The sequence below is a fragment of the Flavobacterium hydrophilum genome (genome assembly GCF_003202405.1).
In the GTDB taxonomy this organism is placed as follows: domain Bacteria; phylum Bacteroidota; class Bacteroidia; order Flavobacteriales; family Flavobacteriaceae; genus Flavobacterium; species Flavobacterium hydrophilum.
Window position 1 is genome coordinate 1,386,171 of the sequence record NZ_QJHL01000001.1, and the last position, 14,973, is coordinate 1,401,143.

The 14,973-nt window shown below is 35.0% G+C and carries 9 protein-coding genes; 4 read left to right on the forward strand and 5 right to left on the reverse strand.

What is annotated here, in order from left to right:
- Positions 1-3: 3 nt before the first annotated feature.
- Positions 4-654, reverse strand: coding sequence for an endonuclease III domain-containing protein (locus DMB68_RS05360; RefSeq protein ID WP_110346360.1), 651 nt, complete (start codon positions 652-654; stop codon positions 4-6).
- 7 nt (positions 655-661) lie between these two features.
- Positions 662-1,525 carry an alpha/beta hydrolase gene (locus DMB68_RS05365; protein WP_110345603.1) on the reverse strand — a complete coding sequence of 288 codons (864 nt, stop codon included), beginning with the start codon at positions 1,523-1,525 and terminating at the stop codon, positions 662-664.
- A gap of 133 nt (positions 1,526-1,658) precedes the next feature.
- On the opposite strand from DMB68_RS05365, the gene DMB68_RS05370 reads away from it, so the two are divergent.
- From DMB68_RS05370 to DMB68_RS05385, 4 genes are all read left to right on the forward strand, one after another.
- On the forward strand, positions 1,659-3,086 hold the full coding sequence (locus DMB68_RS05370; RefSeq protein WP_110345604.1) for a glycogen synthase: 1,428 nt from the start codon (positions 1,659-1,661) through the stop codon (positions 3,084-3,086).
- Entirely contained in the window at positions 3,076-4,356 is a 1,281-nt protein-coding gene (locus DMB68_RS05375; protein ID WP_110346361.1) for a glucose-1-phosphate adenylyltransferase, read from the forward strand. Before DMB68_RS05370 ends, DMB68_RS05375 begins: the two co-directional genes overlap by 11 nt.
- A 252-nt stretch (positions 4,357-4,608) precedes the next feature.
- Positions 4,609-6,513: a 1,4-alpha-glucan branching protein GlgB gene (glgB, locus tag DMB68_RS05380; protein ID WP_110345605.1), complete on the forward strand. Its 1,905-nt coding sequence runs from the start codon at positions 4,609-4,611 to the stop codon at positions 6,511-6,513.
- A gap of 199 nt (positions 6,514-6,712) precedes the next feature.
- Positions 6,713-9,112, forward strand: a complete 2,400-nt coding sequence (locus DMB68_RS05385) for a glycoside hydrolase family 31 protein (RefSeq protein ID WP_110345606.1) — start codon at positions 6,713-6,715, stop codon at positions 9,110-9,112.
- 65 nt (positions 9,113-9,177) lie between these two features.
- Here DMB68_RS05385 and DMB68_RS05390 read toward each other — a convergent pair whose 3' ends face one another.
- The 3 genes from DMB68_RS05390 to DMB68_RS05400 are packed head-to-tail and all read right to left on the reverse strand — an operon-like array spanning position 9,178 to position 14,903.
- Complete coding sequence (locus DMB68_RS05390) at positions 9,178-10,962, reverse strand: prolyl oligopeptidase family serine peptidase (RefSeq protein WP_110345607.1); 1,785 nt, start codon at positions 10,960-10,962, stop codon at positions 9,178-9,180.
- A complete protein-coding gene (locus DMB68_RS05395) occupies positions 10,962-12,086 on the reverse strand; it encodes a glycoside hydrolase family 88/105 protein (protein WP_110345608.1) in 1,125 nt (374 codons plus the stop codon). Before DMB68_RS05395 ends, DMB68_RS05390 begins: the two co-directional genes overlap by 1 nt.
- Before the next feature lie 18 nt (positions 12,087-12,104).
- On the reverse strand, positions 12,105-14,903 hold the full coding sequence (locus tag DMB68_RS05400; RefSeq protein ID WP_110345609.1) for a glycosyl hydrolase: 2,799 nt from the start codon (positions 14,901-14,903) through the stop codon (positions 12,105-12,107).
- Positions 14,904-14,973: the final 70 nt, after the last annotated feature.

Genomic DNA, 14,973 nt, shown 5'->3' on the forward strand with positions numbered 1-14,973 from the left:
TAATTAAATTCCATTTTTAAGATGTAGAAAATAATAACAAATATCATTCAAAACGCATTCTTCACATTTAGGTTTGGGTCTGCACGTTTCCCTTCCGTGAAATGAGATAGCCATACCAACTTCTGACCAGATTTTCTTTGGTAAAGCTTCCATTAATTGCTTTTCTACTTTGTTGCCATCCTTGCTTTCCTGAGCGATTCCGAGTCTGGGCGCAACACGAATTACATGTAAATCAGTGATAATGCCTTCAGCTGGCTGATGGGTTTCTCTTAAAATAACATTCGCAGATTTTCTTCCCAAACCTTTTAAAGCTGTCAATCCATTCATGCTTAAAGGGATATCTTTATCGTTTTGAATCGTTTTGGCAATTTCTAAAAGCCAGTTGGTTTTAGTAGTATGATTTCGAACCTTGCTTACATAAGGTATAAAAGTTTCAGAATCAGTTTTTGATATACTTTTCAAAGTTGGGAATTTTTCAAACAGAGCAGGAGCAATGTTGTTTATATTCGCATCAGAATCCTGTGCTGACAATACAACCATCACCAATAACTGATATGTGTTTTTATAATCTAAAGGATGTTTCTTTCCTTTGTATTTCTTTAAAATTGGTTTTAAATCATGTTCCCAATCTTTTGTTTCTCCAAATAAATCCATGGCAGTTTTAATTAAGTATGAATTCAATAATTTTGTTGATTACGTCGTGATTTCCCAAAATTTTGCGGTGGCCAAGACCTTCTGTCAAAAATAAACTCCCTTTTTGAAGGTTGTCATGAATGTGAATTCCGGCTTTTGCAGGGACTTCAGGATCATTTTTATCGTGAATTACCAAAACAGGAGTTTCTATTTTCTTTGCCGCTTTATATGCCGAAAAATCATCCATCTTTACCTGATATTTTTTTTCAAAGTAATCACGCAGACGAACACTAATTTCGGGTTTTAATCTCAATTTAGAAATAAAATCATCCAAAATATCCTGTACAACATCGCCACTTCCAATCACTACAGCTCTTTTAACCTGCAAACCATTTTTAAGGGCATTCAAAACAGACATTCCACCAAGTGAATGCCCAATAGCAATTTCAAAAGGCCCATACTGTTTTTCAATTTCTAAAATGGATTCAATAAATTCAGACATGATACTTGATTTTCCTGCTGATTTTCCATGTGCCGGAGCGTCAAAACTTACAACAGAATATCCATCTTCCAATAATGAATCAGCAATTTTAAATAATTGTGTTCCGCGTCCTGACCAGCCATGAACGAGCAGTGCTTTCTTTTCACTTTTACCATATTCATAAATCGTAATGCTTTTATCAATTGCTGGAATATGAAGTGTATTCTGGAGACTTTCAGAATCCATTTTCAATTCTCTTTTCGGAATTTTATGTTTTATAGGCGTCGTAAAAAGTTTTGCCGCGTATGCCGTGACGAGTTTACGGGAAATAAGTGCACATAATTTGACAGAAACAATAATAAAGAATGGGATTTTTAGGGATTTTGTAGGATTTGGTGTTTTTTTTGGCATAATGATAATTTTTATTCCAAGGCTATATTTTACTTATTTTTTCCTAAATTTAAAAAACATAAAAGTACCACAAATTATCAGAGTTTTAATATTAATCAACTCAACTATCAATTTTCTAAAATAGAGGTTTTACATGAAAATATTTCATATCAGTGCAGAATGTTATCCAATGGCAAAAGTAGGCGGTCTCGCAGATGTTGTTGGAGCATTACCTAAATACCAAAAAAATGCAGGTCATGAAGTCAGGGTAGTGGTTCCCTGTTATGATACCAAATTTAAAAACGAAAATACTTTTGAAACAGTATATTCCGGAAATGTAGTATTAGGAAATTTTACTTTTCCATATAATGTGCTGAAGGAAGCTACAGATAAATTAGGATATGAATTGTACCTGATTGAAATAAAAGAGCTGTTTGACAGATCAAATGTATACGGATATGAAGATGATATTGAACGGTTTTTATCCTTTCAAATTGCGACTTTAGACTGGATTCTGGCATCCAATATCATTCCTGATGTTATTAATTGCCATGATCATCACACAGGATTAATTCCGTTTATGCTTCAATACAGTTATAAATATGAAGTGCTAAGCAATGTCAGAACTGTTATTACGATACATAACGGATTGTATCAGGGGTGGTTTAGTCATGATAAAATGAATTATATCCCTGAATTTGATGTGCGTCATGCCGGGTTTTTGGAATGGGATAATTCTTTGAATTCATTAGCAGTTGCGGTTAAATGTGCGCATGCGGTCACCACGGTTTCGCCGAGTTACCTGGATGAAATTAATGTTTCGGCAAACGGACTGGAATCATTATTCAATAAAGTCCGAAGTAAATCAAAGGGAATTTTAAACGGAATAGATATCGAGTTGTGGAATCCATTAACAGATCAAATGCTGGAAGAACATTATGCAATCGAAAACTTTGACTTTGGAAAGCACAAAAACAAACAAAAGTTGTGTGAACGATTCGATTTAGATCCGTCAAAGCCTTTATTTAGTTTTATCGGACGCTTGTTTGATGAAAAAGGAGGTGATTTGTTGCCTCAGGCTTCCGCGTTGTCTCTGTCTGAGAATTTTGAAAATATAAATATCCTGATTTTAGGATCGGGAAATCCTGATATTGAAAGCCAATTAGGACAGTTAAAAGAAGAATATCGAGGAAATTATAATGTTTTTATAGGCTATAATGAAGAATTGGCGCATTTAATTTATGCCGGTTCGGATTTTATTTTAATGCCTTCAAGAGTAGAGCCCTGCGGATTAAATCAGATGTATGCGCTGCGCTACGGAACAGTTCCTATAGTAAGAAGAACGGGCGGCCTCCGGGATACTGTAATTGATTTTGGAGATAATGGAAACGGAATCTGTCACGATCAGGCATCGGTTGGAGATGTTTGCTATTCTGTTAACCGTGCTGTGAAATTATACGATGATAAGGATCATTTTAAAGAAATAATAAAAAGAGGAATGGCTACAGATCATTCCTGGGAAAGAGTTTGCCAAGAATATATTGAAACATATAACCAAATAATTGAAAAAAATGAAAGTTAACAAAAAGGGAGTCGTTGCTATTATTTTAGGAGGTGGTCAGGGATCACGTTTATATCCATTAACAGAAACCAGATCGAAACCGGCTGTTCCGATTGGTGGAAAATACAGACTGGTGGATATTCCGATATCCAATTGTATTAATTCGGATATTTTTAAAATATTTGTTTTGACACAGTTTAACTCAGCTTCATTAAATGCGCATATTAAAAACACTTTCAATTTTAGTATTTTCAGCCAGTCATTTGTTGATATTTTAGCCGCTGAACAAACTCCTGATAATCCAACGTGGTTTCAGGGTACTGCAGATGCTGTTCGCCAGTGTATGTCGCATTTCTTAAAACATGATTTTGAATATGCCTTAATTCTTTCAGGAGATCAGTTGTATCAAATGGATTTTAACGAAATGCTGGAAGCTCATATTGCTGCTGATGCTGCGATTTCTATTGCTACATTGCCGGTAAATGCTAAAGATGCCCCTGAATTTGGAATTCTGAAAACCAATCATGAAAGCTGTATTGAAGCTTTTATAGAAAAACCTAATGCTTCTCTTTTACCGGAATGGGAATCTGAAGTGAGCGAACAAATGCAGGCTCAGGGTAAAAAATACCTGGCTTCAATGGGAATTTATATTTTCAACCGTCAATTATTAGAAGATTTGATGGCTGATCCTGATACCAAGGATTTTGGAAAAGAAATTATTCCGCAAGCTGTTGGTAAACATAAAATTCTGAGTTATCAGTATGAAGGGTATTGGACAGATATTGGAAACATCGAATCCTTTTTTGAGGCAAACATTGGCTTGACTGCAGATATACCGGAATTTAATTTGTTTGACAACGATAACAAGATTTTCACACGCCCGAGATTATTGCCGCCTTCAAAATTCAGAAACTCAAATATCAATCAATCTCTAATTTCTGAAGGCTGTATCATCAACGCCAATGAAATTAAAAGTTCTGTAATTGGTATTCGTTCCCGAATTGGAGACGGAACTGTAATTCAGCACTCCTATGTAATGGGTAATGATTTTTATCAGGATATTGATGAAATGAATAAGGATTCTGCGAACAATAAAATTCACATTGGAATTGGAAATGACTGTTTTATAAAAAATGCCCTGATTGATAAAAATGTGCGAATAGGAAACAATGTTCATATCAACGGAGGCAAGCATTTAGAAAACTTCACAAATGATTTATACAGTATTAAGGACGGAATTGTTGTCATCAAAAAAGATGCAATTCTTCCGGATAATTTCAGGATAGATTAATTTTTTAGTTCTTTAATTAGTTGTTAGTCCTTAGTTTTTAATGCTTAATGATTAGATTGAGGAATTAATTCTATACAATTTATTAAAGTGTTTTTGACAAAGTATACTTTTTTAATACTAATTTATCACGACTGAAATATTACTACATAAACGAATTATATAAGTATCAATAACAAAATGGTTAATTACCAATTGCTTAAACTAATCACCAAGTACTAAGGACTAACAACTAAGTACTAATTACTAAAAAATATGTCCAACGTCATTACGCATTCTCTTTTTACCGATTTTGATATCGATTTATTCAAGGCAGGAAAACACTTTAAATTATACGAAAAACTAGGGGCACACTTAGTTGAAGTTAATGGGGTTAAAGGGGTTTACTTTGCAGTCTGGGCTCCAACTGCAAAGTCTGTTTCGGTTGTAGGTGATTTTAATTACTGGACTCAGGGAGAACATTTGCTTCAGGTACGCTGGGATTCCTCAGGTATTTGGGAAGGTTTTATTCCGAATTTAGATAAAGGGGCTATTTATAAGTATAAAATCCAGTCTCATATTGACGGAATTGTAACAGAAAAAGCAGATCCCTTTTCTTTATATTGTGAAAAGCCCCCTCATACTGCTTCCGTAGTCTGGGATCTGGATTATAACTGGAAAGATGAAAAGTGGATGCAGTCGCGTCAGGAACATAATGCTTTAGACAAGCCTTATTCGGTTTACGAAGTACATTTGGGGTCCTGGAAACGTGGTAATGACAATAGGTTTTTGACTTATTTGGAATTGGCTGATGATTTGGTTGCTTATGTTAAAGAAACCGGTTTTACGCATGTTGAGTTTATGCCGGTTATGGAATATCCTTATGATCCTTCGTGGGGCTATCAATTAGTAGGATATTTTGCGCCAACATCCCGTTTTGGTAAGCCGCAGGATTTTATGGTGCTGGTAGATAAATTGCATCAGGCAGGTATTGGTGTAATTCTCGATTGGGTTCCGTCACATTTTCCTGATGATGCGCATGGTTTGGGATTTTTTGACGGTTCGCATCTATACGAACATCCGGATCGCAGAAAAGGCTATCACCCTGACTGGAAAAGCCTTGTCTTTAATTATGGGCGTAATGAAGTTCGTGCTTTTTTAATTAGTAATGCTGTTTTTTGGCTTCAAAATTATCATGTTGATGGTTTGCGTGTTGATGCTGTAGCCTCAATGCTTTATTTGGATTATTCAAGAAACGATGGTGAATGGGAACCTAATATTTACGGAGGAAATGAAAATTTAGAAACCATTAGTTTTCTGAAGGAATTTAATGAAGTAATCTACGCTAATTTTGATGGAGTTCAGACCATTGCGGAAGAAAGTACTTCTTTTTCAATGGTTTCAAGACCAACATTTACAGGTGGATTGGGTTTTGGAATGAAATGGATGATGGGCTGGATGCACGATACTTTAAAATACTTTCAAAAAGAAACAGTTTATAGAAAATACCATCAAAATGATTTGACTTTTTCGATGACATATGCCTTTACAGAAAATTTTATGCTGCCTTTTTCACATGATGAAGTGGTTTACGGAAAACAGTCTATAGCTAATAAAATGCCTGGTGACGAATGGCAGAAATTTGCCAATTTAAGACTGCTCTACGGTTATATGTTCACGCATCCCGGAACCAAATTGTTATTTATGGGATCTGAATTTGGACAAACTGCCGAATGGAATTTTGAAAACAGTCTGGACTGGCATTTGTTACAATATGATTATCATTCAGGAATAAAAAAGATAATTACCGACTTAAATCAGTTATATAAATCACAGCCTGCTTTATATGAAAAACAATTTAGCGGGGAAGGTTTTGAGTGGATCAACTATTCAGATCATCAAAATGCGGTTATATCGTACATCCGTAAAGGGAATAATCCTCAGGAAGATTTAATTATTGTTTGCAATCTTACTCAGATTATTCGCGAAAACTATAGAATTGGAATTCCTCAGAAAGGAAAATTAAAAGAAATTTTCAATACTGATTCTCCTGTTTATAGCGGAAGTGGAGTAAGTAATCCCGGAACTTTGAAAATAGAATCTTTTCCTTATGATGGGAGAGATTTTTCTGTTGAACTAACTTTGCCACCCTTGAGTGTTACGGTTTATTCTTTTACATAATTAAAATGACTTTTTTTACGATGCTGTTTTATTATTTTTTCGATTATAAATTGCTGAATTAATTTTTTTACGATATGTAAATTATCACTCATCTATATAAAACGTTTTCGTTAATAAACCTTTTATTCATAGGGGATTAATAAGTTTTTTTGTAAGTTTGAAATAAAGACAAGAATCCTTAAATTAATTCATTAGCCATATGATTACAAATACCGCATTAGAATACAAAGGCAATTTATTTCCCTCAAAAGTAGTTTCGTATGAACATGAAGGCGATTCCATTTCTTTTAATACTGACAATAATGTAATTTTAAAAGTTACCATTCTTAGGGACAGTTTAATTCGTTTTCGTTTTACCACAAAAGGTTATTTCAGTAACGATTTTTCGTATGCAATTGATAAAAGCCAGTTGCATGGCTATAATTTTTTGACAGTTACCGAAGAAGAAAATCATTTTGAAATCAGAACCAGTAAAGTAAAATGTAAAATCAAAAAGGCAGATCTTCGTTTGTCTATTTATGATCTGAATGATTTTTTAATACTGGAAGATGAGCTTGGTTTTCATTGGGAAGAAAGCTATGAATATGGCGGAAATATTGTAAAAATGAGTAAATCATCGAAAGATGGTGAATGTTTTTACGGCCTTGGCGATAAAGCCACTCAAATGAATTTAAAAGGCAAAAGAGTAGAAAATTTTGCTACCGATCAATACGCCTATCAAAAAGATCAGGAACCTTTATATAAGGTAGTTCCTTTTTATATAGGCCTTCACAATAAACAATCTTACGGTATTTTCTTTGACAATACATTCCGTACTTTTTTTGACTTTTGTCAGGAAAGAAGAAACGTAACCAGTTTCTGGAGTGAAGGTGGAGAAATGAATTATTATTTTGTTTACGGTCCACAAATGCAGGATGTGGTTACAACTTATACCGATTTGACAGGTAAGCCGGAATTGCCACCGCTTTGGGTTTTAGGATACCATCAATGTAAATGGAGTTATTATCCGGAGAGCAAAGTAAAAGAAATCACTTCGAAATTCAGAGAGTTAAAGATTCCTTGTGATGCCATATATCTGGATATTGATTATATGGATGGTTTTCGATGTTTTACATGGAATAAGGATTATTTTCCGGATCCAAAGAAAATGGTTGCCGAATTAGCCGAAGATGGGTTCAAAACAGTTGTAATCATTGATCCCGGAATTAAGATTGACAAGGATTACTGGGTTTATAAAGAAGGTCTGGAAAAAGATTATTTCTGTAAAAGAGCAGACGGACCTTATATGAAAGGAAAAGTCTGGCCGGGCGAATGTAATTTTCCCGATTATACAAATCCTGTGGTTCGCGAGTGGTGGGCAGGATTGTTTAAAGAATTAATTTCGGATATTGGGGTAAAAGGAGTGTGGAATGATATGAACGAACCAGCTGTGATGGAAGTTCCGAATAAGACTTTCCCGATGGATGTTCGCCATTCTTATGACGGAAATCCCTGCAGTCACAGGAAAGCACATAATATCTATGGTACTCAAATGGCAAGAGCGACTTATCATGGAGTAAAACGATTTGTGTATCCAAAGCGTCCATTCGTAATTACAAGATCTGCTTATTCAGGTGCTCAGCGCTACACATCTTCGTGGACAGGAGATAACGTGGCAACCTGGGAACATTTATGGATTGCCAATATTCAGGTACAGCGTATGAGTATTTCCGGAATGGGATTTACCGGTTCTGATATTGGCGGATTTGCTGAACAGCCAACAGGCGAATTATATGCGCGTTGGATTCAGTTAGGGGTTTTCCATCCGTTCTGCAGAACACACTCATCAGGAGATCATGGAAATCAGGAACCATGGGCTTTTGATGAAGAAGTGGTTGATATTACCCGAAAATTTGTTAGTCTTCGTTATCAATTATTACCGTACTTATATACAATGTTCTGGCAGTATATCGAAGAAGGAATTCCGATGTTGAAACCCTTGGTATACTACGATCAGGATGATACTCAGACACATTATCGCAATGATGAATTTATATTCGGAAATCACATATTAGTTTGCCCAATTCTGGAGCCTAATGCTGTAGGAAGACGTATGTATATTCCAAGAGGGGAGTGGTACAATTATTGGACAAATGAATTTGCAACAGGAGGACGAGAAGTATGGGTTGATTCTAAATTTGATGAAATTCCGGTTTTCGTAAAAGCAGGATCAATTATTCCGAAATATCCTGTACAGCAATATGTTGGAGAGTTAGAATTTGATGAGTTAGTTCTTGATTATTATTTCAAAATCGGAAAAGAAAAATCAGAAGTTTATGAAGATGCGCAGGATGGTTATGATTATAAGAAAGGACGTTTCAGCTTTTTATCCTTTAGAACGATTGGAAAAGAAAAAGAAGTAATTATACAATTGCACAAAGAAGGAAAATATGAAACACCTTACAGTAAATACAAGATTAACTTTTTTGGATTGCCTTTTAAAGTGACTGAAATTGAAATTGACAATGAAAAATTTGAATTCAATTCAGCTGATTTTGAAATGAATGGTTTTCTAATAGTTGATAAGGAGTTTAGTGAACTTCATATCAGCGGAGAATAATTTGCAATTGTTACAATTTAAAAACCCAGCGAAACTAAATTATTGAGTTTTGCTGGGTTTGTTTTTTATTGCTTTTTTAAGGCATTAATTTCTGAGGAAGAAACTTTAATAACAGTTCCATGTCGTGTTCCTGAGGGAAAACTAACTTGCTCTGATATATCTTCCCAGCCTTTTGAAGTTTGTTTTACTGCTCCATATTTTTTCTGGGTATATTTATCAAAATAAACAATCCATTCATTATTGATTTGAATAGCTGTAGGCCCTTCTGCCCAGTAATTTCCTGTAATAGGTTCACTTGCTTTTGTGTATGGACCTTCCAGTTTTTTGCTCGTAGCTACTTTTAAATTTTTCTGAACCGGCACTTTTGTTTCATCTTTTAAGTACATTGTAAAACCATTATTTATTTTTACAATCGTAGCATCAATAACATTAAAACCTGGTTCGTAAAGTAATTTGGTTTTAGAGAACGTTTTAAAGTCTTTAGTTGTGATGTAATAAATCCTGTGATTATATCCTTTTTCTTCCTCTGATTTTGTTTCCGGAAATTTACCGTCAATGGTAGAAGCCCAGTAAATCATGTATGTTTTAGACTTTTCATCATAGGTAATTTCAGGCGCCCAGGTGTTTCTGGTTTTTTCTTCATGCGCCATCACCGGAATAAATTCTTGTTTTGACCAATGAATCAAATCCTTTGAAGATGCGTAGCCAATTCCTTTATCCGTCCAGCTAACTGTCCAAACCATGTGATATAAACCATCTCCGCCTTTAATTACACAAGGATCTCTCATCAGTTTGTCTTTTCCAACTTCGGGAGTTAAAAATGATTTATCATTTTTTAAAGTATTCCATTTGTATCCATCATCGCTATAAGCTAAATGGAGCCCATCTTCGCCATTACCTTTGAAATAGGTAAATACATAACCGTCGTTTTTTAATGTATAATCGTTAACAGTAAGCCATTTTTCAAAGGTTTTAGGCCAGGATGCATTAGTGCCTTTAACTCCTAAACCAAATCCGTGACCTCCGTCTTCATATAAATGCATTTCTGCAGACACTTTTTCTTTTTTTAAGGCTAAATAATAATTGATACTATTTTCTACAGGAACCGCTTTGTCATCAGTAGCGTGAACTAAAAATGTTTTTGGCGTTGAAGCTGTTATTTGTTTTTCATTCGAATATTTTTCAACTATTTCTTCCTGAGCATTTTTGCCTAACAAATTATCTTTTGATCCCTGATGTGTAACTCCCTCCTGCATGGATATTACAGGATAAATTAAAACAGAAAAGTTTGGTTTGGCACTTATTGTATCCGTAGGCGTATACACTTTGTCATTATAATGTGTAGATAAAGTAGAAGCTAAATGTCCACCGGCTGAAAATCCCATAATACCAATTTTATTAGGATTTAGTTTCCACTTAGCAGCATTTCTTCGTAGCAGACGAATGGCTTCCTGTGCATCCTGCAGAGGTGCAACAGTTTTGTTTTTCATAATCAAATCGCTCGGCAATCTGTATTTTAAGACAAAAGCATTTATTCCTAAACCGTTAAACCATTCGGCAACTTTATAACCTTCTTTGTCAATGGCCAGCATTCCGTAAGCACCTCCAGGACATATTATAACAGCTGTTCCGTTTGATTTTTCCTGATCTGCAAAATAAGCTGTGAGAGTTGGAGTAGTTACTTTACGGACATCTACAGCAATACCATCTTTATTGGTTACTATTTTTTCTGCATATTCTGTAGACTCAATAGCATCCGGGATTTTATCCCACAGCGGAATTTCCTTTTTTTGGGATAAAGCTGAAAAACTTATCCCCAGAGAAATAAAATAGAAGAATGCTTTTTTCATTATTTCATTTTATAAATTTCTGATCCGGCTAATAAAAAACAGCCTAATCCGTAATCTTCAAAATCCGGAATTTTGTCATAAGATAGTGGCTGACCGTCTTTTGGCTCTTTTCCTGTTGATTGTAAAAATCCTAAGAATCCATTTTCATGTAAACTTTCTTTGGTTATTGCATTCCATGCTTTTTGAACGACTGGAAGATACGTTTCTTTTTTCAAAATTCCGCTATTGATTCCGTAAGCCATTCCGTAAATGAATAAAGCAGTACCGGATGTTTCTTTTTCACCAAAATTAGTTGGATCATGTAAACTTACATTCCAGAATCCGTCAGCTCTTTGAATTGGAACTAAGGCTGCAGCCATTGCTTTTAAGTCTTTTACATATTGCTCTCTGTGCGGCGCATTTTGAGGAATGATAGTCAGTACTTTTGCCAAAGCACCAATTACCCATCCATTACCACGGCTCCAGTAGCAATCTTCGCCATTTGGTTCTTTGTATGGAGGATCAAAATCGGCATCACGCCACCATAAACCATCTTTTGGATTGTAAAGTCCGTGATCTCCATGATTGTTTCTTGAATACATATACATTTGGTACATTTTTTCGAAATAGCGATTGTCTTTTTCTAAAACGCCCAGTTTTGCAAATACCGGCATTCCCATCTGAATAGCATCGATCCAAGACCAATCATCAAGCTGAGGCGTATTCAAAAGCATATTGATATTTGCTTTTGTATTTTTTAATTTTTTAGCATCCGGTTCTAAATTGTACAAATCAATATAGGTTTGGGCTGCACAATAATTATCTGCATTACGGGTTGTGTTTCCGCTATTAAAACCCCATTTATGAAATTCTGACCAGTCATAGGCATATTTATAGTAGGCTTCTTTTGGGAAAATTTCATGCAAAGCCATTAATCCTTCATAATAAACCCCACGAGTCCAGATATTACTTGGACGTTCTTTATTTGTAATAATAGTTTTACCAGTTTCAGGCCATTTTTGCATAAAATAATCATTGGCTAAAATCATTTGTTTGAGCACTAATTTTTTATCAAATGGCTGTTGTGCGTTTGTGGTATTCGTACACAAAAAGCATATAGCGAAGATTAAAAGTAACTTTTTCATTTTAGTATTATTGATAAATTAATTTTTTTGTTTTAAAGGGGTAATTGTAATTGGTCCTAATAATCCTGATGGCATCGGACTCCATTTTGTGGCGTCGAATTTTTTATAATCTTTGTCCACCATATTGATTTCGTAAAAAATCTTCCATTCTTCGCCTTTTAGTTCTTTATCACGAATTCGGTTTGCAGAAAGGTTTGTTACCTGAATTTTTATAGTGTTTTTTCCCGGTTTTAATTTTCCGATATTCAGTTTATAGGGAACAGACCATGCTGTACCAGCGAACTCGTCGTTTAGCCAGACTTTTGCACTTTCACGGACATCACCTAAATTTAAACTCCACGATTCTGTTTTTGGATTCGGGTTGTCAAATTCTAAAGTGTATGTTGCAGATCCTGAAAATGCTTCTGCTTCAGAACCAAGTTTTGTCCAGGATTCTAAATTTGTGACTGTGGCAGTTGGAGGTAATTTTGGTCCACCCTTATCAAAATTTATTTTCCAGTTTCCTTTTAATGCAATTGCATCAGCAGTTGGTTCGAAGTAATTCCATTTTTTCTGTGAAGCAGTATTTTCTGTTTTCAAAAAGTAAGATTGTCCTGGTTCAATTTTTATTTTTACCAAAGTGTTTTTGGCCGTTTTTTGAACAATTGCATTTCCAAAGTTTCTATTTAAAGGATCAAAAATGACAACTTCTTTATTACCAATTTCTAACGGAATAAAGCCATCAATTGTTTTTGGGGTATGATTGACCAAATAATAGATTTTTTCTCCGTCAATATTTCTTCGAATGAATTTTAAACCGGTATTTACCAGTGTTTCAGGATATATCTGAGAATTTTCTAATGTTTCAAAGATATTCGAAACAGGTTTTACAGCTTCTTGATTTTCAGCCAAAACAGACTGAAGTTTTGCTTCCTGATTTTTATAATCATGAAAACCCGGAACAGATTCCGGTAATCCCTGAAAAATTACTTTACCGCCGGCTTTTTGCAGTTCAATTAATTTTTGCAAAGTGGCAAGAGGCATTTTTTTACAGGACGGAATAATTAATGATTTGAAAATACCACCCGGAAGACTGATATTCCCGTTTACGATTTTCGCCTCAGCAATAAAATTATCAGAAATAAAATCAACTCCATAGCCTTTTTTCATCAGTTCTTTTGTAGTGTTGTAAAACGGAGTTCCATGCAGCCATTCGTCTAAAGAATGTATTTTGTATTCAACAAATAAACTGCCTTTTTTGAACTTATCCCAATTGTCAAAAATGGGCCAGTAAAGTAATATTTCGTTGTCGGCTTTTCCCTGTTGCAGCATTGACTGACAGTTTGCTATGTAAGAGAACAGGGCAGGAGCATCTTCCCAAATACTATTGGTTGCATTAAAGTTTACAGAGGCATAAAATTTCCATCCCGGCCACACAGCTCTTTCCGGAGAATAAGTAGATCCATGAAGAAAAATGTGATTGACACCATTTAGCATTAGATCTTCTGCTTCTGGTTTGCATTGTGATAAAGCGGTTTTAAAATGTTCTCTCAGCCATGTAAAAGTTTCTGATGATACCAGGTTTTTGCCGGAAATATGTGCGGCTGATGATGAGAATTTAAGCATTACAGGGTCGGCATCGCCTTCGCGAATATCTTCTTTATCCCTTCTAAAGCCTGGAATATCAAATGGCATTGAACCAAAAGTTTCACATTCAGGAATATCAGCCGAGGCATATAAATCAATTAAATTTCCGGGTGATCCATGTGCCTGAAGTTTAGTTTTAAAATTTTTTGAATGTGCCCATTGCGTCCATGGCTTATCAAATTTATTTAATAATAAGTCGGCTATGGTTTGTCTGTAATCACTTCTTATTCGGTTTGCTATTTCGTTATCAGTTTCACTCAGTATTAGAGGCAGTTGTTTTTTAAGATCGTAGCCTCTTCTATTTTGAAATTCTTCGAAAAAATTAGGCGTAAAATCAGTTCCGTATACTTCATAACTGTCATTAAAAACAGCTCTTATTTTTCCTTCTCTTCCTTTTAAAGCATTGTTAAAAGGAACAACATAAGCATTTAGAGCTTCTTCGGAATAGTGATCTAAAGTATAACCTTTCCCTCCCGGGGCAGATCGCTTTACCTGCTGTCCGGTTTTACCGCTAAAAACAGCATATATAGTATAATCTGTTTTTTTTGCTTTCCATTTTAATTTGTTTGTTTCCAGTGTGTTTGGTAATGTTACTGAAGTTCCTTCAATCCCTTTGTCGTTTACCTTCGAATTCCTGTTTTTTAATTGATCTGTCAGGTTTATATAGCTGCCGTCGCTACCGTAAGCGACTACATATAAAAGTTCAGCAGGTGTTTTTTCTTTAGTGCTTTCCAGTTTAATAGAGCGGTCAATTGTTTCGTTCTTTTTGAGTTGATATTTTTCTACAATCAGTTTCGTAGCTGCGTGAGGTAAGGTTACATGAGAACCTCCGTAAGGCCATCCGGTTCCTAAAACCATATCAACCTGCATATGCAAACTGTCAGAAACATGAATAGTATAATCGAGCATTTCCATCCATTTTGGGGAGAGATAATCGATGAAATTATTTTCTTCACCTTTTACACCGTATATAGGAGTGATTTCGACACCGCCAATTCCTGCTTTATGAAAATCTACAAGATTCTTTTTTAAGTTAGGTTTATCCACAGCGCTTCCCATCCACCACCATCTGGCCCAGGGCTGATTAATATTGGTTGATATTGGCCAAGGTGAATTTGTGTCCTGAGAAAATGAATTAATTATAAAACAAACAATAAATAAGAAAGAAAGGCAGGTTTTGGTATGTTTCATTATAGAGATGTATTCAATGATTGAAATTATTCCCCAATATTTATAAATCAGGGGTTATTTTATGTAATAG

Coding starts and splice junctions, on each gene's coding strand:
- DMB68_RS05360 (WP_110346360.1), bottom strand. CDS start 654: ATGGATTTATTTGGAGAAACAAAAGATTGGGAACATGATTTAAAACCA.
- DMB68_RS05365 (WP_110345603.1), bottom strand. CDS start 1,525: ATGCCAAAAAAAACACCAAATCCTACAAAATCCCTAAAAATCCCATTC.
- DMB68_RS05370 (WP_110345604.1), top strand. CDS start 1,659: ATGAAAATATTTCATATCAGTGCAGAATGTTATCCAATGGCAAAAGTA.
- DMB68_RS05375 (WP_110346361.1), top strand. CDS start 3,076: ATGAAAGTTAACAAAAAGGGAGTCGTTGCTATTATTTTAGGAGGTGGT.
- glgB (WP_110345605.1), top strand. CDS start 4,609: ATGTCCAACGTCATTACGCATTCTCTTTTTACCGATTTTGATATCGAT.
- DMB68_RS05385 (WP_110345606.1), top strand. CDS start 6,713: ATGATTACAAATACCGCATTAGAATACAAAGGCAATTTATTTCCCTCA.
- DMB68_RS05390 (WP_110345607.1), bottom strand. CDS start 10,962: ATGAAAAAAGCATTCTTCTATTTTATTTCTCTGGGGATAAGTTTTTCA.
- DMB68_RS05395 (WP_110345608.1), bottom strand. CDS start 12,086: ATGAAAAAGTTACTTTTAATCTTCGCTATATGCTTTTTGTGTACGAAT.
- DMB68_RS05400 (WP_110345609.1), bottom strand. CDS start 14,903: ATGAAACATACCAAAACCTGCCTTTCTTTCTTATTTATTGTTTGTTTT.